Raw genomic sequence first — 20080 nt, 5'->3', positions numbered from 1 at the left:
CGGGCGCCGTCGATGCTGCTCGAAACGCAGGCGCGTGAATCGCTCGACAAGCTGAAGGAGTTCGACTTCCTCGGCCTGGCGCAGGCCTGGGGGCTGAAACTCCTCGGCGCCGTCCTCATCCTGCTGCTGGGGATGTGGCTGGCCAAGCGCCTGTCGCGGGCGATGGACCGCGCGTTCGAGCGCGGCCACATGGAAGCCACCCTGCGTGGCTTCCTGCGCAACATCGCCTACGCGGCGATGCTGGTGGTCGTGATCGTCGCCGCGCTGCAGTCGCTGGGCGTGCCGACGACGTCGGTGATGGCGGTGCTCGGCGCCGCCGGCCTGGCCATCGGCCTGGCGCTGAAGGACTCGCTGTCCAACATCGCCTCCGGGGTGATGCTGATCGTGCAGCGCCCGATCCACGTCGGCGATTTCGTGCAGGCGGCGGGCCTGGAAGGCACGGTCGAGCAGATCCGCGTGTTCCAGACCCGGATGCGCACGATCGACAACCGCGTGATCGTGATTCCCAACAGCCTGATCACGACCGCGCCGATCATCAACTTCACGGCGAACCCGCGTCGCCGCGTCGACCTGCCCGTGGGCGTGGGCTACGAGGACGACCTGAAGGTGGCGCGCGAGGTGTTGCTCGCCGCGGCCGCGGCCAATCCCAAGGTGCTGGCGGATCCGGTCCCGGAGGTCTGGGTGACCGCGCTGGCGGAAAGCAGCGTCAACATCGAACTGCGTGCCTGGGTCGATACGCCGAACTACGGCGTCGTGCGCAGCGAGCTCATGGAAGCCATCCGCAACGGCATCCTCGGGCGGGGCCTCAACATCCCGTATCCGCAGCGCGACCTGCACGTCTACCACCGCGATGGTGACGGCCGCCCCTTGGCCGACCTGCTCGCACGCTCGGTCGCCGACGACGGCGACCGCAAGTAGCGATACGGCGCGAACGCGCCGCCGATCGCTCAGCCTTCCAGGCCGCCCAGCTTGCCCATCGACGCACGGTAGTGCGCCAGCTCCGCGATCGAATCGCGGATGTCGCTGAGCGCGGTGTGCTTGGACTCCTTGCGCACGCCGTTCAGCACGGAAGGCGCCCAACGCCGCGCCAGTTCCTTGATCGTGCTGACGTCGAGGTTGCGGTAGTGGAAGTACTTCTCCAACCGCGGCATGCAGCGATGCAGGAAACGCCGGTCCTGGCAGATCGAATTGCCGCAGATCGGTGAGCAGTTGGCCGGCACCCACTGGGCAAGGAAATCGAGCGTTCGCTGCTCGGCCTCCGCCATCGTCACGCCCTCTTCCAGCACGCGTCGCCACAGGCCGGACTTGCCGTGCTGGTTGCGGTTCCATTCGTCCATCGCCTGCAGGCGTTCGAGCGGATGGGCGATGGCCAATTCCGGACCATCGGCCAGCACCTGCAGCTGCGCATCGGTGACCACCGTGGCGATCTCGAGGATGGAGTCGTTGTCGGTATCGAGCCCGGTCATCTCCAGGTCGATCCAGATCAGTCGCTGTTCCTTCTGCGGGTTCACCATGCGCTCGCACTGCTGCTCGGGACGTCGCATCATAGCCCAGCCTCCAACCCGCTCCGTGCCATGCCCTCGAATCCTGCGTACCTGCACTACGCCATCCTGACCACGATGCTGGCGCCGGCGTTCTTCCTAACCGCCACCGCAGCGCTGCTTGCCGCCGCCAATACGCGACTCGCGCGCGTGGTCGACCGGTTGCGTTCGCTCGTCGTGGCCTGGGAGGCCGAGGCCACCGACCGCCGGGAGCGCGACCTGCAGATCGCGCGCCACCGCCAGCGTGCGCACCTGGTCCTGCGCGCCTGCCAGATGCTGTACGCCGCGCTCGCCAGTTTCGTCGGCACCAGCCTGGCGCTGGCGATGGACGCCGTGCTCGGATTCCGCATGGGCGTGCTGCCGACGCTGTTGGCGGTGTTCGGCGTGCTGTTCCTGCTCGTCGCCAGCTTCTGGCTGTGGCGCGAGGTCAGCCTGGCCGTGAGCAGCTTCGATGCGGAACTGGACCACGAACTCGCCCGCAAGCAGTGACCCCGCTGCGGGGTCCGCACGGCGTCAGTCTTCGCGGTCCTGCAACGGCGCCTTGCCGCGCTTGGCGCGGAAATAGTTGGTGAGCCGGCGCCCGGCTTCTTCGGCCAGCACCCCGCCCTGCACCTGCACGCGATGGTTGTGGCGCGGATCGGCGAGCAGGTCGAAGACGCTGCCGGCGGCGCCGGTCTTCGGATCGCTGGCCCCGTACACGACGCGGGCGACGCGCGCGTGCACCATCGCCATCGCGCACATCGCGCAAGGCTCGAGCGTCACGTAGAGCGTCGCACCCAGCAGGCGATGGTTGCCGAGCTTGGCACCGGCGGCGCGCATGGCGACGATTTCCGCATGCGCAGTCGGGTCACGATCGGTGATGTTGCGGTTCCAGCCCTCGCCGAGGACGTCACCCTCGGCCGACACCAGCACGGCGCCGACCGGGATCTCGTCGTCCTCGAGCTGCGCGCGTTGCGCCAGCGCGAGCGCGTGGCGCATCCAGTGTTCGTCGCGGGAACTAAGGTCTGTCATTCCGAACGCAGTGATGGATCAGTTGTACTGCAGGAATTCAAAGCAGGTCCCGCGCGGCGCTCGGGACGACAGCTGTCTTATTCCCACTCGATCGTTGCCGGCGGCTTGCCGCTGATGTCGTAGACCACGCGCGACACGCCGCGCAGTTCGTTGATGATGCGGTTCGACACCGTGCCGAGCAGGTCATACGGCAGATGCGCCCAGTGCGCGGTCATGAAGTCGATGGTTTCCACTGCACGCAGTGCGATCACCCACTCGTAGGCGCGTGCATCGCCGACCACGCCCACCGACTTCACCGGCAGGAACACCGCGAACGCCTGGCTGGTCTTGTCGTACCAGCCGGCCTTGCGCAGCTCGTCAATGAAGATGTGGTCGGCCTTGGCCAGCAGTTCGGCGTGCTCGCGCTTCACTTCGCCGAGGATGCGGACGCCCAGGCCCGGACCGGGGAACGGATGGCGATAGACCATCTCACGCGGCAGGCCGAGTTCGACGCCGAGACGACGTACTTCGTCCTTGAACAGCTCGCGCAGCGGCTCGACCAGCTTGAGCTTCATGTCTTCGGGCAGGCCACCGACGTTGTGGTGGCTCTTGATGACGTGCGCCTTGCCGGTCTTGCTGCCGGCCGACTCGATCACGTCAGGATAGATCGTGCCCTGCGCCAACCACTTCGCATTGGCGAGCTTGGCCGACTCCTCGTCGAAGATCTCGATGAAGAGGTTGCCGATGATCTTGCGCTTGGCTTCCGGGTCGTTGACGCCCTTCAGCTTGTCGAAATAGCGGTCGGCCGCGTTGACGCGGATGACCTTGACGCCCATGCCGCCTTTATCGGCTTCGTTGGCGAACATCGCCATCACCTGGTCGCCCTCGTTCCAGCGCAGCAGGCCGGTGTCGACGAACACGCAGGTCAGCTGCTTGCCGATCGCCTTGTGCAGTAGCGCGGCCACGACGGACGAATCGACGCCGCCGGAGAGGCCGAGGATCACTTCGTCGTCGCCAACGAGTTCGCGCACTCGCGCGATCTGATCCTCGATGATGTTGGCCGCGTTCCACAGCGTCTGGCAGCCGCAGATTTCGGCGACGAAGCGGCGCAGCAACTGCTGGCCCTGCTTGGTATGGGTCACTTCCGGATGGAACTGCACGCCGTACCAGCGCTTCTCTTCCAGCGCCATCGCCGCGACGGGAATGCGATCGGTGACGGCGGTGATCGTCCAGCCCGGCGGCGCCTTGGCGACGTGGTCGCCGTGGCTCATCCACACGTCGATGCGCGCTTCGCCGTCGTGGTCGCTCAGGCCACCCAGCAGCGCGTCCCTGGCGACGAGTTCGACTTCGGCGTGGCCGAATTCGCGGGCATCGGCGGCTTCGGTGGCGCCGCCCAGCTGCGCGGCCAGCGTCTGCATGCCGTAGCAGATGCCGAGGATCGGCAGGCCGGAATCGAAGACTTCCTGCGGCGCCTTGGGCGCGCCGTGTTGCGTCGTCGACTCGGGGCCGCCCGACAGGATGATGCCCTTGGCGCCGAACTTCGCGATCTCGGCCGGGTCATGGTCCCAGGCCCAGATTTCGCAGTACACGCCGATCTCGCGGATGCGGCGGGCGATCAGCTGGGTGTACTGCGCGCCGAAGTCGAGGATGAGGATCTTGTCGTTATGGATGTTCGTCGTCATGGGGGCGGCGATCTTCTGCAATCGAAAACGGAGACTCAAAAACAAAGAAGGGAAACTGACGTCTCCCTTCTTCGCTCACATTCAACCCGCGCGATAGTTCGGCGGTTCCTTGGTGATCTGCACGTCGTGCACGTGGCTTTCGCGCGTGCCGGCAGAGGTGACCTTCACGAAGGACGGCTTCTTGCGCATCTCCTCGACGGTCGCACAGCCGACATAACCCATCGTCGCGCGCAGGCCACCGGCGAGCTGGTGGACCACGCCACGCAGCGGGCCACGGTACGGGACGCGGCCCTCGATGCCTTCGGGCACCAGCTTGTCGGCGTCGGAAGCATCCTGGAAGTAGCGGTCCTTGGAGCCCTGCTCCATCGCACCGAGCGAGCCCATGCCGCGGTAGCTCTTGTAGCTGCGGCCCTGGAACAGCTCGACTTCGCCCGGGGCTTCCTCGGTGCCGGCGAACAGGCCGCCGATCATCACCGTGGAGGCGCCCGCGACGATCGCCTTGCCGATGTCGCCCGAATAGCGGATGCCACCGTCGGCGATCAGCGGAATGCGGTCCTGCAGCGCCTCGGCGACCATGTCGACCGCGGTGACCTGCGGCACGCCGACGCCCGCCACTATCCGCGTGGTGCAGATCGAACCCGGGCCCACGCCGACCTTCACCGCGTCCGCGCCGTGGTCCATCAGCGCGAGCGCCGCATCGCCGGTGACGATGTTGCCGCCGATGACCTGCAGCTGCGGGAAGTTCTTCTTCACCCACTTGACGCGATCGAGCACGCCCTGCGAATGGCCGTGCGCGGTGTCGACCACCACCACGTCCACGCCGGCCGCGGCCAGCGCGGCGACGCGCGCTTCGGTGTCGCCGCCGACGCCCACCGCGGCGCCGACCAGCAGGCGTTCACTGCTGTCGTAGGCGGCGTTGGGATTGTCGGACTTCTTCTGGATGTCCTTGACCGTGATCAGACCGCGCAGCTCGAAGCCGTCGTTGACCACCAGCACCTTCTCGATGCGGTGCTTGTGCAGCAGCTGCACCACCTCTTCGTCCGACGCGCCTTCGCGCACGGTGATGAGGCGATCCTTCTTGGTCATGATGTGGCGGACCGGGTCGTCGTGCTTCTTCTCGAAGCGCATGTCACGGCTGGTGACGATGCCGACCAGCTGGCCGTTTTCCACGACCGGCACGCCGGAGATGTTCCGCGCGCGGGTGAGCTTGAGCACCTCGGCGATCGTGGTCTCGGGGCCGACGGTGAACGGCTCCTTGATCACGCCCGCTTCGAACTTCTTGACGTGGGCGACCTGCGCCGCCTGCGCCTCGAGGCTCATGTTCTTGTGGATGATGCTGATGCCGCCGAGCTGGGCCATCGCGATCGCGAGGCGTGCTTCGGACACCGTGTCCATCGCCGCCGATACGATCGGCAGACGGATGGTGAGGTCGCGGGTCAGGCGCGTGGAGAGCGATACGTCCTTGGGCAGGACGATGGAATGCGCAGGAACGAGCGAAACGTCGTCGTAGGTCAGCGCTTCAGCCTGGATACGCAGCATGGGCGGTCCTGGATGGATGAAGCGCGTCATTCTAACCCGTTTCGGGGTTTCGGCGCTCGCTGTATTGGGATGCGCCGTTGCGCAGGGCGGGTTCCAACCCGCCGCCTTCGTCCGAACCGCGGAACAACTCCGCCCTGGTCAGGCGTCCGCGGCCTCGGCGGCTTCCAGGGTGTTCTGCATCAGGGTCGCCACGGTCATCGGGCCGACCCCGCCCGGTACCGGGGTGATCCAGCTGGCGCGCTGGGCGGCGGCTTCGAAGCCCACGTCGCCGACCAGGCGGCCGTCCTCCAGGCGGTTGATGCCCACGTCGATCACCACGGCGCCCGGCTTGACCCATTCGCCCGGGATCAGCTGCGGCCGGCCCACCGCCACCACCAGGATGTCGGCGTTGCGCACGGACTGCTCCAGTACGTCGGGCGGGGTGAACTTGTGGCAGCTGGTGACGGTACAGCCGGCAATCAGCAGCTCCAGCGCCATCGGCCGGCCGACGTGATTGGACACGCCCACGATCGTGGCGCTCTGCCCGCGCACCGGCCGGTCGGTGTAGGCCAGCAGCGTGGTGATGCCACGCGGGGTGCACGGGCGCAGGCCGAACTGGCGCAGCGCCAGATGGCCGACGTTCTCCGGGTGGAAGCCGTCCACGTCCTTGCTCGGATCGATGCGATGGATCAGGTAGGTGGCGTCGCGGTGCCCCGGCAGCGGCAACTGCACGAGGATGCCGTGCACCTGGGGATCGGCATTGAGCTGGTCGACCAGCGCCAGCAACTGCTCGTCGCTGGTATCGGCCGGCAGGTCGTAGTCGATCGCGCGGATCCCGACCTTCTGCGCGGCGCGGCGCTTGTTCTTGACGTACACCGACGAGGCCGGATCGTTCCCCACCAGCACCACCGCCAGGCCCGGGGCGGGCTTGCCGGCCGCGACCCGCGCGTCCACCTGCGCCTTGAGGTTGTCGAGCAGGTCTTCGGCGATGCGCTTGCCGTCAAGGATGCGGGCGGTCATTCGGAGGTGGGATTCGAAGCGATGAAGGCGCACATTATCGCCCATCCCTCCCCCACCCCGGGCCCGGTTCCATGTCCGACACCGATTTCGAAACCACCCAGATCGAAGCCGCCGTCTTCCGCCGCCTGCGCGAGCACCTGCTGCAGGAACGCGCCGATGTGCAGAACATCGACCTGATGATCCTGGCCGGGTTCTGCCGCAACTGCCTGGCCGACTGGTACCGCGAAGCGGCCGAGCACCGCGGCATCACCATGACCAAGGACGAGGCGCGCGAGGCGGTCTACGGCGAGCCCTTCCCGGCCTGGAAGGCGAAGCACCAGCGCGACGCGACCCCGGAGCAGTTGGCCGCGTTCGAGGCAGCGCAGCGTTTGCATAAGGGCTAGCCTCCGACCCAGATCGCGATCCCGAAGACCGGCATGGATGCGTCCGGATCACATCGCGGCCGATAGGCTCATTGCCAGCTTCACGACCTGCCACGGCAGGTGCGAGGACGGGGGCCATGTTCTGGATCGCGCTGCCGCTGACGATGGTGTACCTGGGGCTTTGTGGCTTCATGTACGTGCGGCAGCGCGAGCTGGTGTACCTCCCGCACCAGACGCGGGTGGAGGCGACCCAGACCAATTTCGCGCTGGTCAACGGTGACGTCACCCTGCGTGGCTGGGTGGTGAATCCCGGCCGCAAGCGCGCCCTGGTCTATTTCGGCGGCAACTCCGAGGCCATCCAGCTCAACCGCTCCAGCTTCGCGCGCTGGTTCCCGCAGCACACGGTGTACCTGGTGGCCTACCGCGGATTCGGCGCGAGCGAGGGGCAGCCCGACGAAGCCGGCCTGGCCAGCGATGCCCTGGCCCTGTTCGACCATGTCCGCCTCCAGCATCCGCGCATCGGCGTGGACGTCATCGGCTACAGCCTGGGATCGGGCGTGGCCGCCCACGTCGCCGCGCAGCGCCCGGTGCGGCGCCTGGCTCTGATCACGCCCTACGACACCCTGGCCGACGTCGGCCAGGCGCACTACCGCTGGCTGCCCGTGCGCCTGCTGGCGCGCGACCGCTTCGATTCGGTTTCCAACCTGTCGCGTCGCACCGGGCCGACCCTGGTGGTGCGCGCCGGCCGGGACAAGGTGATCCCGGCCGCCAGCACCCAGCGCCTGATCGAAGCGCTGCCGCGGCGCCCGCGGGTGCTTGAGCTCCCCAGCGCCGAACACGGCAACGTCGCCGCGGCGCCGGGGTTCTCGCGGACGCTCAAGGCGTTTTTCGCGACACCTGCCCCGCGTTCCGGCCCGTCTGCCATCAACCCTGTTGCCATCCACGTCCACCGCCCGCTGCCGGGCCGGAGAAAGTCGACATGATCAATCAAGGCGAATGCCCCAAGTGCGGCAAGCGGTTGCTGCATGTCCGCATCGAGAGCGTTTTCGGCCAGAACAACGACAGCGACGACATCCGTTGCCTGAGCTACAGCTGCATCCACTGCAACATGGTGCTCAACGTGCAACTGGATCCGCGCGCGAAGCCGCGACGCCGCACGGCGAGCGCCGCGGCCGTGGTCGAACGCGTCGTCTGAAACTCCGCTAGCGTCCCTGCCCGCCCGGCAATGCATCGACCGGGCGCTGCAACGGCGGGCAGCGCCGCAGGTGTTCGGGCAGCGGCAATGGGCACTGCGTGCAGCATTGCGGCGGCGTGGTGGGAATCGGCGCCAGGTGGTTGGGGACGGGCAAGGGCTTGAGCTTCATCAGCGTCACCCAGTCCTGCCGGTTGAAACTGCAGGGACCTTCGCTGCCCGGCTGGCACGCGCCGGGGGCGGCGATGCGCCGCGGCAGTCCCCAGATGGCGCCGGTGCGGTTGAGCGGCAGCACCCGCATGGTCACGCCCTGCAACACGTTGCCGCCGACCAGATAAAGCTTGCCGTCGCCGTCCGGATTGGCGGCGACGACGATGTCGCAGTGCATGTTCATCCCGCCCGACCCGCTGGCGAGGAAGTCGCGGAAACCGTTCGCGCCGATGTCGCTGCGCCCGCGCGAAAAACACAGCAGGTCGCCCGCGGCGGCCATGGTGGCATCCGGATCCGCCAGCACGTACGGCGACGCTGCCGGGTAGCGGTAGGCATCGCGGATGTAATCGATGTGGCTCGCCGACGGGTTGAATCCCGGCACGCCCGCGCGTGCCATCACGAAGGAGACGAATACCGCCGACCAGGGCGTGTCGCTCAGGAAGGCCCGGCACGACGAGGTCTGGAAATGGCTGCCGCCGCCCACGCTGCAATCGCTGGCGCCCGGGAAATTCGCCATCTGCGACAACAGGCCGCTGCCCTTCCAGTAGTCGGCGACGCGTTGCCATGCGGGCGTCGCGCCGTCCTGCAGGCGCAGGCGCTCGCCTTCGGACACGGTGATGCTGGCCAGCCGTCCCTGCGTATCGATGAAGGGACCGAACCACAGCGCGTTCTCGGCACAGGCCACCTGTGCGATGCGCGAGGCATACGACGGCGGCGACTGCGCGATGCGGCTGCACAGCGGCGAAGATGCGGCTACAGGCGCGGGTTCTTGTGCGCCTGCGGACGGCCCCGAGCCCAGCAGGCCCAGGACTGCCGCGAAACGGATGCACTGCTTGCCCACGCGCACGCTGTCCATCCGCCACCTCCTCAGGTTCCCGCGCAGAACCTCGCATAGTCGATGTAGCCGGGGAATTCACGCCCCGGTGCGCACACCACGCAATCCCGGTCGGGGCGCAGGCGCGTTTCGCGGAAACGCATCGCCAGCGCATCGAAGTTGAGCAGGCGCCCGGTCAACGGCACGCCGATGCCGAGGATCAGCTTCACCACTTCGGTCGCCTGCAACAGGCCGATCACCCCGGGCAGCACGCCGAGCACGCCGGCTTCGGCGCAATTCGGCGCGGCTTCCGGCGGCGGCGGTTCCGGGAACAAACAGCGATAGCACGGCGCTTCGCCGCGATGACGCCCCGCGTCATACACGCTGACCTGTCCTTCGAAGCGGTGCACGGCGCCGTACACCAGTGGCTTGCCGAGCTTCACGCAGGCGTCGTTGAGCAGGTAGCGCACCGGGAAGTTGTCGGCGCCATCGATGACCACGTCGGCGTCGGCGATCAGGCGCTCGACGTTCGCGGCGGTGATGCGCTCGGCAAACGCCTCGACCTTCAATCGCGGATTCAATGCCGACAGCGCGATCCGCGCGGATTCGACTTTCGCCACGCCGATGCGGGCATCGGTGTGCAGGATCTGGCGCTGCAGGTTGCTGCGATCGACGACATCGTCGTCGGCGAGCACCAGCGTGCCCACGCCGGCCGCGGCCAGGTAGTACGCCGCCGGCGACCCCAGCCCACCCGCGCCGACCATCGCGACGCGCGCGGCTTCCAGCAGGCGCTGCCCCGCCTCGCCGACTTCGGGCAGGCGCAGGTGGCGCGAATAGCGCTCGTAGAAATCCGTGTCGACCTCGGGCCGGGTCAGTGGCAGGCCCTCGGCGATCCAGCGCGCCGTGCCACCCTCGACCGAGGCCAGCCGGGTGTAGCCGGCTTCGTCGAGCGCCTGGGCGGCCTTCATCGAACGCGCGCCGGATTGGCAGATCAGCAGGATTTCTGCGCCGGTTGCCGGCAATACCGATGCCGGGTCCGCCTCGAGCTCCGCGCGCGCGACGCCCAGCGCGCCGGCGGCGTGTCCCGTGGCGCGCTCGTGTGCCTCGCGCACATCGACCAGCACCGCGCCCGCGTTCTGGCGGCGCAGGGCATCCGCCGGAGAAATCACTGCTATGGCCATGGGGCAATTATCCGCGGCAAAGCGGCGTACGCCAACGCGGGCGCACTTACAGCGGAATGACCTCGACCACTTCGCCTGCGGCGTAGCGCTGGGGGCCTTCCGGCACGACGACCAGGGCATTGGCCTCCGCCGCCGCCCGCAGGCGGTGCGAGCCGGTAGCGGCATCGGCCTCGACATGCAGCACGCCATTGCTGCCGCCGAACAGGCGCCCGCGGAGGAACTCGCGGCGCGGATGCGCCTTCTCCAACGGCGCTGCCAGCTGCGCGCGCCAGGTCGGTCGCGGCTCGCTCCGGCCCTGCAGGCCGTCGATCAGCGCCCGGCCGAAGGTGAGGTAGGTCGCCAGCACCGACACCGGGTTGCCCGGCAGCGCCAGCACGCGCGCCTGGTCCAGCGTGCCGAACAGCAGCGGCATGCCGGGCTTCATCTTCACCTTCCAGAAATGCGTGCTGCCGAACTGCGCGAGCACCCCGGGAAGGTGATCCTTCTCGCCCGCCGACACGCCACCCGCGGTCACGATCAGGTCGAATGCGCAGCCGGCGTCGCGCAGGGCGATCTCGACCTGCTTCGGGTCGTCGGGCAATCGCGGCCACGCCGTGGGCTCCAGGCCATCGGCTCGCAACAGGCCCATGAGCAGCTCGCGGTTGCTGTCGTAGATCTGCCCCGGCGCCAGCGCCATTCCCGGCTCGACCAGCTCGTCGCCGGTGGTGAACACGGCCACGGTCGGCTTGCGCGCGACCCGCAGCGAAGCGAGGCCGAGCGACGCCGCCAGCGAGACACGCGTCGCGGTCAGCACTGTGCCCGCCTGCAATACGCGGTCGCCCACGCGCACGTCTTCGCCGGCGTGGCGCACGTTCGCTGCGGCGCGCGTGTCGGGCACGACCACGACCCCGTTCTCGACGCGGCAGTTCTCCTTGATCGCAACGGTGTCCGTGCCGGGCGGCATCGGCGCGCCGGTGGTGATGCGCATGCATTCGCCCGGCCCCGGCGCGACGTCGTTGGCGGGACCGGCGAACTGCTCGCCCGCCAACCTCAGCTGGGTTTCGGTACCAGCAAGGTCGGCGTGACGGAACGCGAAGCCATCCATCGCGCTGTTGTCGAACGGCGGCAAGGCCAACGACGCATCGATGTCCTGCGCAAGCACGCGCCCATGGCAGCGCCCGAGCGCCAGCGTTTCGGCTTCCAGGCGATGCTGCGCGGCGATCCCCTGCAGCAGGGTCATCGCATCGTCGAACAGCAGCCCGGTTGGAACGTCAGTCATGTCGGATCCCCGCCGCACGCAGGTCTTCGGGAGTATTGAGGTTGCCGAAGCGTACGCCGGCGAAGCGCACGCCGGGCATGCCCAGCTTCGCCTGCAGTGCGTGCACGGCGGTGGCGCCGGCTTCGATCTGCGCCGCGGTCGCGGTGATCGCGGCGGCCACGTTCCACAACGCCACCAGCGGCTGCGGGCCGTCGTCGTCGATGGCGAACGCGCCATGGCGATCGCGGCCGGAATCCAGGGTGGGCAGCAGGCAATCGTTGACACCCACCAGGTCGACCGGCAGCGTCAGCAGCCACGGCGTGGTGCATGCGGCCAGCAGCGCGTCGAGGCCGGCGATGGGACCGATGTCGCCGTGGACACGATCGGCGACCGCATGCAGCTCCGCCTGCGGATAACGCTCCAGCCGCTGGTTCGCGCTGACGATCACGGCCGCGGTTTCGACCGCGAAGCGGCGTTGCCAGCGCAGCACCTGGGCGATTCCGTCGCGCTCCAGCCAGGCCTTGTCGGCACCGCCCAGTCGCGTCGCGCGCCCGCCAGCAAGGATGCCGAGAGTGACCTGGGATGGTGGCAACGGGGCGTTCAACTCATCGACTCGGTGAGGTTCCGTTGTTGCTCGTCATCCCGCTTACCCAGGACGCAACGATCAGGGCGTTCGCAGCGCGAACGCCATTGCGTCACTTGCCGCGCTTGACGTGCCGGATCATGCGCCGCTTCTTCGCCACCTGCCGCTCGGTCAGCACGTTCTTCTTGCCTTCGTATGGGTTGGTGCCTTCCTTGAAGACGAAGCGGACCGGCGTGCCGACCAGCTTGAAGCGCTTGCGGAAGAAGTTCTCGAGGTAGCGCTTGTAGCTGTCGGCCAGCGTGCGCAGGCGCGTGCCGTGGATGATGAAGGTCGGCGGATTGACGCCGCCCGGGTGGGCAAAGCGCATCTTCGCCACGTGGCCGCGCACCACCGGCGGCGGGTTGGTTTCGTAGGCGATTTCCATGGCCTTGGTCACCTCGCTGGTGCCCAGCTCGGTGGTCGCGGACTTGTGCGCGCGATGGATCGCGTTGAACAGCTCGCGCAGGCCCGAGCCGTGCTTGGCGCTGATGCGCACCACCTCGGCCCATTCGACGAAAGCAAGCTTGCGAATCAGCAGGTTTTCGGTCTGCTGGCGCTGGTATTCGGTCTGGTTGTCCCACTTGTTGACGGCGACAACGAGCGCGCGGCCCGCATCGAGCGCGTAGCCGAGCACGCTCGCGTCCTGGTCAGTCACGCCTTCGCCCGCGTCGAGCATGACCACGGCGACCTGACACTCCTCGATCGCAGCCAGCGTCTTCACGATCGAGAACTTCTCGACCACCTCTTCCACCTTCGACTTGCGGCGCAGGCCGGCGGTATCGATCAGGCGGTACAGGCGGCCGTCGCGTTCCATGTCGACGGATACCGCATCGCGCGTGGTGCCCGGCACTTCCGAGGCGATCATGCGTTCCTCGCCGAGCAGGCGGTTCACCAGCGTCGACTTGCCGACGTTGGGGCGCCCGATGAAGGCGACACGGATGCGGTCGGGGTCGTTGTCGAGTTCGACCGCGCTGCCCGCTTCGGGCAAGCGCTCCTGGATGTCATCCAGCAGGTCGTCGATGCCCATGCGGTGCGCCGACGAGATCGCGATGACATCGCCGAAACCGTAGCGCGCGAATTCCGCCATCGCGGCGCGGGCGTCGATGCCGTCGGTCTTGTTGACCACCAGCACGGTCGGCCGGGCGGCCTTGCGCAGCCACCGCAGGATGTCGTCGTCGAGCGCCGAGGCGCCCTCGCGACCGTCGACGACGAACAGCACGAGGTCCGCTTCTTCGGCGGCCGCGCGCGCCTGTCGCGCGGTGGCGCCGGCCAGGCCTTCGTCCACGCCGGCGATGCCGCCGGTATCCACCACCGCGAAGGCACGCTGCCCTTCCGGACGGCAGACCCCGTAGTTGCGATCGCGGGTCACGCCGGGCTGGTCGTGCACCAGCGCGTCACGGGTACGCGTCAGGGCGTTGAACAGCGTCGACTTGCCGACATTGGGGCGGCCCACCAGGGCTACGAGGGGAAGCATGGAAACCTGCCAATCGGGAATTCAAGACAAGGACGTATCGCGGGAAGGACCGGCGAGACGCGCAAACAATAACCCCGGCCATGGGCCGGGGTCATGGAAAAAGCCCAAACGCCGTTACTGGCCGAGGCGGAACGCGGCCAGCTCGCCGTCGATGTCCTGGGCCACGAGGATGCCGTCGGCGACGACCGGGGTACCCCGCAGGGCATCGCCACCGACGCGGGCACGCGCGGCCAGTTCACCGGTGTCCAGCTTCATCCAGTGCAGGTAGCCGTCGTAGTCGCCGACCACCGCGTAATCGCCCTGCACCGCCGGCGACGTCAGCAGGCGCCGCGCCAGCGCGGGCTGCTGCCACAGCGAGCCACCGGTGTTCCGGTCCAGCGCGTACACCGATCCGGCGGGGTCGGACACGATCAGCCGGTCGCTGGCCACGCCCAGGCGGCCGGAACCGCCGAACTGGCTAGCCCACATGCCACGGCCGCTCGGTGCGTCGATCGCGACGGTCTGCTTCTTGAAGCTGGTCGCGTACAGGGTGCTGCCTTCCAGCACCGGCGTGCCGTCGACGTCGGCGAGGCGGTCCAGTTCGCTGCGGCCTTCCTGCTGCGCGATCGGCAGCGTCCACAGCGTGCGGCCGTCGGTGGCCGACAGCGCGCTTACGGTGCCGTCGTCGTTGCCGGAGAAGACATAGCCCGGGCCCAGCACCACGGCATCGTTGCCGCGCAGGCTCAGGGTGGGAACCTCATAGACCCAGAACCAGCGGCGCTCGCCGGTGGCGGCGTCGAAGGCGGTGACGTGGCCGTCGTTGGAGCGCACGAAGACACTGCCCAGGCCAATCGTCGGCGCGGCGATGACTTCCGCCGGCACCTTGGCCTGCCACTTCTCCGTACCGGTGGCGGCGTCGAGCGCGATCACTTCGCCCTCGAGTCCACCGACGACCACCAGGCCGTCGCCGGCACCGGGACCGCCGGACAGCTGGCGCTTGCTTTCGTAATGCCACACCGGTTTGCCGGTCTGCAGGTCGAGCGCGCGCACACCGCCTTCGATCGCGGCCGCGTAGACGCGGCCATCGGCCACCGCCGGCCCCTGGCGCACGCCCATCCGGCCTTCGCCCTTGCCCGCGTGTTCCGACCAGATCTTGTTGACGGTCACCGAGGGCGTGAAATCGGTCAGCTCGGCCGGCTCGTTCGGCTTTTCCTTCTTGCCGCCGAACCAGCCCTTGACCGTGGAGCATCCGCCCAGGACGAGCGCGCAGGAGAGCAGCACGGCGGAACGCAGCACGAGGCCGGAGGCCGGCGCGCGAAGGGGCGAACTCATGTTGGACGTCATCAGGACTGGCTCTCGGTCTTGGGGGGAGTGCCGCCGGCGTCGGTCAGCTTCAACTCGAGCAGGCGCCGTTGCGGCGTGCCGACTTCGGCCTTGAGCAGCGCCTTGTTATAGCTGTCGCGGGCCTGGTCACGCTGACCAAGAGCCAACTGCGCGTCGCCGCGGATTTCCAGCGCCGACAGCGAATCACCATCGGCGACCAGCTTCAGCGCGGCATCGGCCTGCTTGGCGTCGATCAACAGGCGCGCCAGGCGCTGGTTGACGATATCGGCGATCGCCGGGTCTTCGACCTTGACCGAACGCAGCGTGGCGATCGCCGCGTCGCTCTGCCCGGCCTGCACCTGCGACTTGGCCAGTTCGAGTTGCGCCAGTGCGCGGAAGACGCCTTCCGGCACAGACGGAATCTTGCCGGCCGCGGCCTTGTCATTGGCCTGGATCGCGTCGACCGCGGCCTGGTAGTCGGTGGCCGCCTGGAGCTGCTTGCCGGCCTGGTGGCGCTGCCACCACTGCCAGCCGCCGATGGCCGCGAGGCCGAGTGCAATGCCGACAACAAGGGCGCTACCGTTGCGGCGCAGCCATTCGCGGACGCGCTCGCTCTGTTCGTGTTCGTCTAGAAGTTCGTCGATCGCCATGGAATCCCGCCCCGCCTTGGCAGGCAGGGTTCATCAGAAGTACCGGCTGTCCGCCGGTGGAAGGGCCGACCCGCGGCGCGGGTCAGTTGGCGACCGGCGCGAGGGAACCGTCAGAGGATAGCGTAAAGCGCGCCACATTCGCGCGGCTGAACGGCGCCAGGTCGACCGCGGCACCGGCGCGCTTCACTTCCACCGCGTCGACGTTGCCGAGCTTGATGCGGCCGACTTCGCCGATCTTGTAGCTGCGGTGTTGCCCGGCGGTGAGCAGCCCACGCTCGAGCACCTGCTGGTTGTCGGCCGCGTAGATCTCGACCCAGCTGTCGCCGTTGAAGGTGATCGCAAGCGCCGCAGCCGGCTGTGCCGCGGGCAACGCGGCGATGGATGCGACCAGCGGGGTGCGCTTCGGCGCGGCCGTCGCAGGTGCGGCGGCGTCCTCGGCCTGCATCGCCGCCACGGGCACATCCAGCGACTGCACGTTGGGTTCGTTGTTGCCGAAATGCAGCCACACCGGGATGGCGATCGCGGCCGTGATCGCAATGTAGATGATGCGGCGGCCCATCTGCTCGGCGAAGCGCTGGTAGCCCGGCGTGTGGGTATGGCTGACCAGGGTCGACGGCGCGACCGCGGCCACCGGCGCCTGCTCGATATACGGTTCGATGTCGACGCCCAGCAGGCGCGCATAGCTGCGCAGCTGGCCGCGAACGAACACCGAAGCCCCCAGGGAGCTCCAGTCGTCGGTTTCAAGATTGGCGACCGAGCGCACCGTCATGCGCAGCTGGGAAGCCGCCTGTTCGATGGACATGCCCGCGGCTTCGCGCGCCTCCCTGAGGGCGGCGCCACAGCCTGCACCGATGCCCGGTACTGCCTGTTCGGAATTCGTCATTGCCTGCCACCATCCCCCATAGCGGAGCTCCGTGCTTCCGGTGCATCGGGGAACTCCGCTTTCAGCCGCGAAACGTAGCGCGCAGCTGCAGAGCTGTCGCCGAGTTTTTGTTCGATCTGTGACGCAAGCAGCAACGTCTTCGGATCTGCTGGTGCAGCAGCGAGACGCCGTTCCGAAAATGCCCTGGCTTCGAACGCGTCGCCGGCCTGGAATTCGCGTTCGGCCAGCGCCGCCAGCGCGACGGGATTTTCCGGATCGAGCTCGATCGCGCGACGCAGGTCACGTTCCGCGCGCTGCTGCTGGCCGACCTTGCCCGCGCAGACGCCGGCGTTGGCCAGGGTCAACGCCGTGCCCTGTTGTCCGGGCTGTTCGAGGGCCTTGTCGAACCAGGCCAGCGACTCCGCAGTGCGTCCCTGGCCGCACAGCCAGATGCCGTAATTGCCCAGCGCGGCGCCATTGGTCGGCGAGAGTTCGGCGGCGCGCAGGTAGTGACTGCCCGCACCGGCCGCGTCGCCACCGTGTTCCAGCGCCACCGCCAAGTACGTGTGTGCGACCACCGACTGCGGCTCGCGCTTGAGCACGCTGGCCGCCGCCTTCTTCGCCGCGGCGAAGTCGCCAGCGGCCAGGTAGCCGGGGATCTCGGCGAGGTCGCGCTGCACGCCCGCTTCGGTTTCCCGCGCCTTCTTTCCCTTCGAGTCGAGGACGCGATTGACCGCAGGCTCGACGTGGTGCTCCCTGCCAAGGCTCGTGCTCACGTAGCTCCCACCGCCGCAACCGCTGGCCGCGGCCGCGATCGCAACGACGGCGAAGAGGATGGCGTTACGCAGCGGCATCACCTGCCCCCTGGGCGAGTCGTTTGCGGAACTCGGCCTGGCGCCGGGTGCGGTCCATGACCTGCCCCTTGAGCTGGCCACAGGCGGCATCGATGTCGTCGCCGCGCGTGCGGCGCACGGGCGCGATCATGCCGGAGTTGTTGAGCAGCTTCTGGAAGCCGCGGATGGTCTCGTCGTCCGGGCGCTCGAAGCGCGTGCCCGGGAACGGATTGAACGGGATCAGGTTGACCTTGGCCGCGTCCTTCATCTGCACGCGGCGGTCGAATTCGCGCATCAACTTGATCAGCTCGCGCGCATGCTGCGGCTGGTCGTTGACGCCCTTCATCAGGGTGTACTCGAAGGTCACCGACGTGCCGCGCTTGCGCAGCGCATAGCGCACGCAGGACTCCAGCAGCTCGGCGATCGGGTACTTCTTGTTGAGCGGAACGAGTTCGCTGCGCAGCTCGTCGTTCGGCGCATGCAGCGACACGGCGAGCGAGACGTCGCTCACCTCGCCCAGCTTGTCGATCATCGGCACCATGCCGGCCGTCGACAGCGTCACGCGCTTGTTGGCCAGGCCGTAGCCGAGGTCGTCGCGCATGATGCTCATGGCGCGCACGACGTTGTCGAAATTCGCCAGCGGCTCGCCCATGCCCATCATCACCACGTTGGTGAGCTTGCGCTGCTGGTGCGGGACGTTGCCGAGGTGGCGTGCCGCGATCCAGACCTGGCCGATGATCTCGGCGGTCGACAGATTGCGGTTGAAACCCTGCGTCGCCGTCGAGCAGAACTGGCAGTTGAGCGCACAGCCCACCTGCGAGGACACACACAACGTGCCGCGTCCCTTGTCGGGGATGTAGACCGTCTCGATCGCGTTCTTGGGATCCATGCCGAGCAGCCACTTGTGGGTGCCGTCGGTGGATTCCTTGTCGAAGATCAGCTGCGGTGCGTGCACCACGGCACGCTCCTCCAGCTTGGCGCGCAGCACCTTGCCGAGATCGGTCATCTCGGTGAAGTCGGTGACGTAGCGGTGGTGGATCCACTTCATCACCTGGTGCGCGCGGAACTTCTTCTCGCCGAGCTCTTCCTCGAAGAAGCGTTCGAGCGAGGCGCGGTCGAAGTCGAAGATGTTCGTCTTCGACTCCGACGGCGCGGTCTTGCTCGCAGACTCGCGCAAAGCCGCCTGCGTGGCTTCGTCGGCAGCGGCGCCGGCGGGCACGAGGTCGATGGCGATGTCGCGGGTCTGGTTCATTGCTTCAGATCAACGGGCGTAGACGTCAGTCGCCGGGAAGAAGTACGCGACTTCGATCGCGGCGTTCTCCAGCGAGTCCGAACCGTGCACGGCGTTGGCGTCGATGCTGTCGGCGAAGTCGGCGCGGATGGTGCCCGGCGCGGCGTCCTTCGGATTGGTGGCGCCCATCAGGTCGCGGTTCTTCAGCACGGCGCCTTCGCCCTGCAGGACCTGGATCATCACCGGGCCGGAGATCATGAACTCGACCAGCGCGTTGAAGAACGGACGTTCGCGGTGCACGGCGTAGAAGCCTTCGGCTTCGGCGCGCGAGAGCTGCTTCATCTTGGAGGCGACGACCTTCAGGCCGGCCTTCTCAAAGCGCGAATAGATTTCGCCGATGACGTTCTTGGCGACGGCATCGGGCTTGATGATCGAAAGGGTGCGCTCCAGCGCCATGGGATATCTCCGGATAGGCGGGCCGCGGAACAATCCAATGTTCGCGCCCGAGAATAACAGAAAAACCCGCGTCGAATCGCGGGTTTAGCCGATATGGCTGGGGCAAATTCTAGCGGAAATGCGGACCGGTTTGGAGACTTTTTCGCCAGTCACGGGTTGACGTGCGGTGCCGTATGGTTCTAGCCTGAAACGGTTGTTTGAAATTGCTGTTTTGAACCATCCTTTGAATTGACCGTAGGCACATGGCCACTCCCCATCCCTTTTCGACCAAGGACCGCATCCTCGGCGCCGCCGAGGAACTGTTTGCCCAGTTCGGTTTCGCCGGAACCTCGCTGCGCCAGGTCACCAGCCGCGCCGACGTCAACATCGCCGCGGTCAACTACCACTTCGGCAGCAAGGAAAACCTCGTCAACGAGGTGTTCCGCCGACGCATGGACGAGATGAGCCAGCAGCGCATGGCGGCGCTCAAGGCCGCGCAGAAGGACCACCCTGGCGAGCTCGAGCCGATCCTGGCCGCATTCGTCGCACCGGCCCTGGCCATGGCCCAGGACCAGCACAACGGCGCCTTCGCCCGCATGATCGCCCGCGCCTACGCCGAGAAGAACGACGCCCTGCGCCGGTTCCTCTCGGAACACTACGGCCACGTCCTGCGCGAATTCGCCAAGGCGATCTCCGGTTGCCTGCCGCGCCTGAGCAAGGAATCCCTGTACTGGCGCCTCGACATCGTGGTCGGGGCCCTCACCTACGCCATGGCGGATTTCGGCCTGATCAAGCGCCCCTCCGGTGTCACCGAAGCGGCGCACCGTGAACGCGCCGCCCGCGAACTCATCGAGTTCGCCGCGGCCGGCTTCCGTAGCGCCTGAGCCTGGCGCCCCAGTTTCTGTTTGATTCAAACCCCACCGC

Annotated in this window: 22 protein-coding genes; 6 read left to right on the top strand and 16 right to left on the bottom strand. The window is 67.8% G+C overall.

What is annotated here, in order from left to right; translation table 11 throughout:
* Window positions 1-12 precede the first annotated feature (12 nt).
* Window positions 13-918 carry a mechanosensitive ion channel family protein gene (locus H8B22_RS14625; RefSeq protein ID WP_187712112.1) on the top strand — a complete coding sequence of 302 codons (906 nt, stop codon included), beginning with the start codon at window positions 13-15 and terminating at the stop codon, window positions 916-918.
* Window positions 919-947: 29 nt separating this feature from the next.
* Here the strand turns inward: H8B22_RS14625 and orn are convergent, their stop codons facing one another.
* Window positions 948-1514, bottom strand: a complete 567-nt coding sequence (gene orn, locus H8B22_RS14620; protein ID WP_187713683.1) for an oligoribonuclease — start codon at window positions 1512-1514, stop codon at window positions 948-950.
* Window positions 1515-1574: 60 nt separating this feature from the next.
* Between orn and H8B22_RS14615 the strand changes: the two genes are divergently transcribed.
* The gene (locus tag H8B22_RS14615) at window positions 1575-2030 is read left to right on the top strand and encodes a DUF2721 domain-containing protein (protein ID WP_187712111.1); all 456 of its coding nucleotides are present in this window, start codon (window positions 1575-1577) and stop codon (window positions 2028-2030) included.
* A gap of 24 nt (window positions 2031-2054) precedes the next feature.
* On the opposite strand, the gene tadA is transcribed toward H8B22_RS14615, so the two are convergent.
* The 4 genes from tadA to folD all read right to left on the bottom strand — a co-directional run bounded on the left by tadA (window position 2055) and on the right by folD (window position 6751).
* Window positions 2055-2552: a tRNA adenosine(34) deaminase TadA gene (gene tadA, locus H8B22_RS14610; RefSeq protein ID WP_187712110.1), complete on the bottom strand. Its 498-nt coding sequence runs from the start codon at window positions 2550-2552 to the stop codon at window positions 2055-2057.
* Window positions 2553-2629: 77 nt separating this feature from the next.
* On the bottom strand, window positions 2630-4213 hold the full coding sequence (gene guaA / locus H8B22_RS14605; RefSeq protein WP_187712109.1) for a glutamine-hydrolyzing GMP synthase: 1584 nt from the start codon (window positions 4211-4213) through the stop codon (window positions 2630-2632).
* Between the two features lie 81 nt (window positions 4214-4294).
* Window positions 4295-5752 carry an IMP dehydrogenase gene (gene guaB / locus H8B22_RS14600; RefSeq protein ID WP_187712108.1) on the bottom strand — a complete coding sequence of 486 codons (1458 nt, stop codon included), beginning with the start codon at window positions 5750-5752 and terminating at the stop codon, window positions 4295-4297.
* Between the two features lie 138 nt (window positions 5753-5890).
* The gene (folD, locus tag H8B22_RS14595; protein WP_187712107.1) at window positions 5891-6751 is read right to left on the bottom strand and encodes a bifunctional methylenetetrahydrofolate dehydrogenase/methenyltetrahydrofolate cyclohydrolase FolD; all 861 of its coding nucleotides are present in this window, start codon (window positions 6749-6751) and stop codon (window positions 5891-5893) included.
* 71 nt (window positions 6752-6822) lie between these two features.
* Here folD and H8B22_RS14590 point away from each other — a divergent pair, with 71 nt between their 5' ends.
* The 3 genes from H8B22_RS14590 to H8B22_RS14580 all read left to right on the top strand — a co-directional run bounded on the left by H8B22_RS14590 (window position 6823) and on the right by H8B22_RS14580 (window position 8308).
* Window positions 6823-7134 carry a DUF1244 domain-containing protein gene (locus H8B22_RS14590; protein WP_187712106.1) on the top strand — a complete coding sequence of 104 codons (312 nt, stop codon included), beginning with the start codon at window positions 6823-6825 and terminating at the stop codon, window positions 7132-7134.
* A 116-nt stretch (window positions 7135-7250) separates the two neighbouring features.
* On the top strand, window positions 7251-8096 hold the full coding sequence (locus H8B22_RS14585; protein ID WP_187712105.1) for an alpha/beta hydrolase: 846 nt from the start codon (window positions 7251-7253) through the stop codon (window positions 8094-8096).
* Window positions 8093-8308 carry a hypothetical protein gene (locus H8B22_RS14580; protein WP_187712104.1) on the top strand — a complete coding sequence of 72 codons (216 nt, stop codon included), beginning with the start codon at window positions 8093-8095 and terminating at the stop codon, window positions 8306-8308. The genes H8B22_RS14585 and H8B22_RS14580 overlap by 4 nt, the downstream gene beginning before the upstream one ends.
* 7 nt (window positions 8309-8315) lie before the next feature.
* Here H8B22_RS14580 and H8B22_RS14575 read toward each other — a convergent pair whose 3' ends face one another.
* The 11 genes from H8B22_RS14575 to ndk form a co-directional block, all read right to left on the bottom strand.
* Complete coding sequence (locus H8B22_RS14575; protein WP_187712103.1) at window positions 8316-9371, bottom strand: DUF2272 domain-containing protein; 1056 nt, start codon at window positions 9369-9371, stop codon at window positions 8316-8318.
* Between the two features lie 11 nt (window positions 9372-9382).
* Entirely contained in the window at window positions 9383-10510 is a 1128-nt protein-coding gene (gene moeB, locus H8B22_RS14570; protein ID WP_187712102.1) for a molybdopterin-synthase adenylyltransferase MoeB, read from the bottom strand.
* Window positions 10511-10556: 46 nt separating this feature from the next.
* Window positions 10557-11768 (bottom strand): molybdopterin molybdotransferase MoeA, encoded by a 1212-nt coding sequence (locus tag H8B22_RS14565; protein WP_187712101.1) that lies wholly within the window; start codon window positions 11766-11768, stop codon window positions 10557-10559.
* On the bottom strand, window positions 11761-12339 hold the full coding sequence (gene mobA / locus H8B22_RS14560) for a molybdenum cofactor guanylyltransferase (protein ID WP_187712100.1): 579 nt from the start codon (window positions 12337-12339) through the stop codon (window positions 11761-11763). Before mobA ends, H8B22_RS14565 begins: the two co-directional genes overlap by 8 nt.
* A gap of 103 nt (window positions 12340-12442) precedes the next feature.
* The gene (der, locus tag H8B22_RS14555; RefSeq protein WP_187712099.1) at window positions 12443-13843 is read right to left on the bottom strand and encodes a ribosome biogenesis GTPase Der; all 1401 of its coding nucleotides are present in this window, start codon (window positions 13841-13843) and stop codon (window positions 12443-12445) included.
* Between the two features lie 114 nt (window positions 13844-13957).
* The gene (bamB, locus tag H8B22_RS14550) at window positions 13958-15154 is read right to left on the bottom strand and encodes an outer membrane protein assembly factor BamB (RefSeq protein WP_187712098.1); all 1197 of its coding nucleotides are present in this window, start codon (window positions 15152-15154) and stop codon (window positions 13958-13960) included.
* Window positions 15155-15165: 11 nt separating this feature from the next.
* Window positions 15166-15795 carry a YfgM family protein gene (locus tag H8B22_RS14545; RefSeq protein ID WP_187712097.1) on the bottom strand — a complete coding sequence of 210 codons (630 nt, stop codon included), beginning with the start codon at window positions 15793-15795 and terminating at the stop codon, window positions 15166-15168.
* Window positions 15796-15877: 82 nt separating this feature from the next.
* Entirely contained in the window at window positions 15878-16678 is an 801-nt protein-coding gene (locus H8B22_RS14540) for a helix-turn-helix domain-containing protein (RefSeq protein ID WP_187712096.1), read from the bottom strand.
* Entirely contained in the window at window positions 16675-17511 is an 837-nt protein-coding gene (pilW, locus tag H8B22_RS14535; RefSeq protein ID WP_187712095.1) for a type IV pilus biogenesis/stability protein PilW, read from the bottom strand. The genes H8B22_RS14540 and pilW overlap by 4 nt, the downstream gene beginning before the upstream one ends.
* Window positions 17498-18742 carry a 23S rRNA (adenine(2503)-C(2))-methyltransferase RlmN gene (rlmN, locus tag H8B22_RS14530; RefSeq protein WP_187712094.1) on the bottom strand — a complete coding sequence of 415 codons (1245 nt, stop codon included), beginning with the start codon at window positions 18740-18742 and terminating at the stop codon, window positions 17498-17500. The genes pilW and rlmN overlap by 14 nt, the downstream gene beginning before the upstream one ends.
* 9 nt (window positions 18743-18751) lie before the next feature.
* Window positions 18752-19177: a nucleoside-diphosphate kinase gene (gene ndk, locus H8B22_RS14525; protein ID WP_187712093.1), complete on the bottom strand. Its 426-nt coding sequence runs from the start codon at window positions 19175-19177 to the stop codon at window positions 18752-18754.
* A 242-nt stretch (window positions 19178-19419) separates the two neighbouring features.
* On the opposite strand from ndk, the gene H8B22_RS14520 reads away from it, so the two are divergent.
* The gene (locus H8B22_RS14520) at window positions 19420-20040 is read left to right on the top strand and encodes a TetR/AcrR family transcriptional regulator (RefSeq protein ID WP_187712092.1); all 621 of its coding nucleotides are present in this window, start codon (window positions 19420-19422) and stop codon (window positions 20038-20040) included.
* Window positions 20041-20080 lie beyond the last annotated feature (40 nt).

It is taken from the genome of Lysobacter terrestris (assembly GCF_014489475.1).
Classification (GTDB): domain Bacteria; phylum Pseudomonadota; class Gammaproteobacteria; order Xanthomonadales; family Xanthomonadaceae; genus Agrilutibacter; species Agrilutibacter terrestris.
Note: the sequence above shows the minus strand (reverse complement) of the source record. Positions and strands in the feature narration are given on the sequence as shown.

What these genes read in the sequence shown, in the direction of transcription:
- pilW (WP_187712095.1), bottom strand. Translation starts at nt 17,511, where the DNA reads ATGCCGCTGCGTAACGCCATCCTCTTCGCCGTCGTTGCGATCGCGGCC.
- H8B22_RS14545 (WP_187712097.1), bottom strand. Translation starts at nt 15,795, where the DNA reads ATGGCGATCGACGAACTTCTAGACGAACACGAACAGAGCGAGCGCGTC.
- rlmN (WP_187712094.1), bottom strand. Translation starts at nt 18,742, where the DNA reads ATGAACCAGACCCGCGACATCGCCATCGACCTCGTGCCCGCCGGCGCC.
- bamB (WP_187712098.1), bottom strand. Translation starts at nt 15,154, where the DNA reads ATGAGTTCGCCCCTTCGCGCGCCGGCCTCCGGCCTCGTGCTGCGTTCC.
- H8B22_RS14575 (WP_187712103.1), bottom strand. Translation starts at nt 9,371, where the DNA reads ATGGACAGCGTGCGCGTGGGCAAGCAGTGCATCCGTTTCGCGGCAGTC.
- H8B22_RS14585 (WP_187712105.1), top strand. Translation starts at nt 7,251, where the DNA reads ATGTTCTGGATCGCGCTGCCGCTGACGATGGTGTACCTGGGGCTTTGT.
- H8B22_RS14615 (WP_187712111.1), top strand. Translation starts at nt 1,575, where the DNA reads ATGCCCTCGAATCCTGCGTACCTGCACTACGCCATCCTGACCACGATG.
- H8B22_RS14580 (WP_187712104.1), top strand. Translation starts at nt 8,093, where the DNA reads ATGATCAATCAAGGCGAATGCCCCAAGTGCGGCAAGCGGTTGCTGCAT.
- moeB (WP_187712102.1), bottom strand. Translation starts at nt 10,510, where the DNA reads ATGGCCATAGCAGTGATTTCTCCGGCGGATGCCCTGCGCCGCCAGAAC.
- guaA (WP_187712109.1), bottom strand. Translation starts at nt 4,213, where the DNA reads ATGACGACGAACATCCATAACGACAAGATCCTCATCCTCGACTTCGGC.
- H8B22_RS14565 (WP_187712101.1), bottom strand. Translation starts at nt 11,768, where the DNA reads ATGACTGACGTTCCAACCGGGCTGCTGTTCGACGATGCGATGACCCTG.
- ndk (WP_187712093.1), bottom strand. Translation starts at nt 19,177, where the DNA reads ATGGCGCTGGAGCGCACCCTTTCGATCATCAAGCCCGATGCCGTCGCC.
- H8B22_RS14590 (WP_187712106.1), top strand. Translation starts at nt 6,823, where the DNA reads ATGTCCGACACCGATTTCGAAACCACCCAGATCGAAGCCGCCGTCTTC.
- folD (WP_187712107.1), bottom strand. Translation starts at nt 6,751, where the DNA reads ATGACCGCCCGCATCCTTGACGGCAAGCGCATCGCCGAAGACCTGCTC.
- tadA (WP_187712110.1), bottom strand. Translation starts at nt 2,552, where the DNA reads ATGACAGACCTTAGTTCCCGCGACGAACACTGGATGCGCCACGCGCTC.
- H8B22_RS14625 (WP_187712112.1), top strand. Translation starts at nt 13, where the DNA reads ATGCTGCTCGAAACGCAGGCGCGTGAATCGCTCGACAAGCTGAAGGAG.
- H8B22_RS14520 (WP_187712092.1), top strand. Translation starts at nt 19,420, where the DNA reads ATGGCCACTCCCCATCCCTTTTCGACCAAGGACCGCATCCTCGGCGCC.
- guaB (WP_187712108.1), bottom strand. Translation starts at nt 5,752, where the DNA reads ATGCTGCGTATCCAGGCTGAAGCGCTGACCTACGACGACGTTTCGCTC.
- orn (WP_187713683.1), bottom strand. Translation starts at nt 1,514, where the DNA reads ATGGTGAACCCGCAGAAGGAACAGCGACTGATCTGGATCGACCTGGAG.
- H8B22_RS14540 (WP_187712096.1), bottom strand. Translation starts at nt 16,678, where the DNA reads ATGACGAATTCCGAACAGGCAGTACCGGGCATCGGTGCAGGCTGTGGC.
- der (WP_187712099.1), bottom strand. Translation starts at nt 13,843, where the DNA reads ATGCTTCCCCTCGTAGCCCTGGTGGGCCGCCCCAATGTCGGCAAGTCG.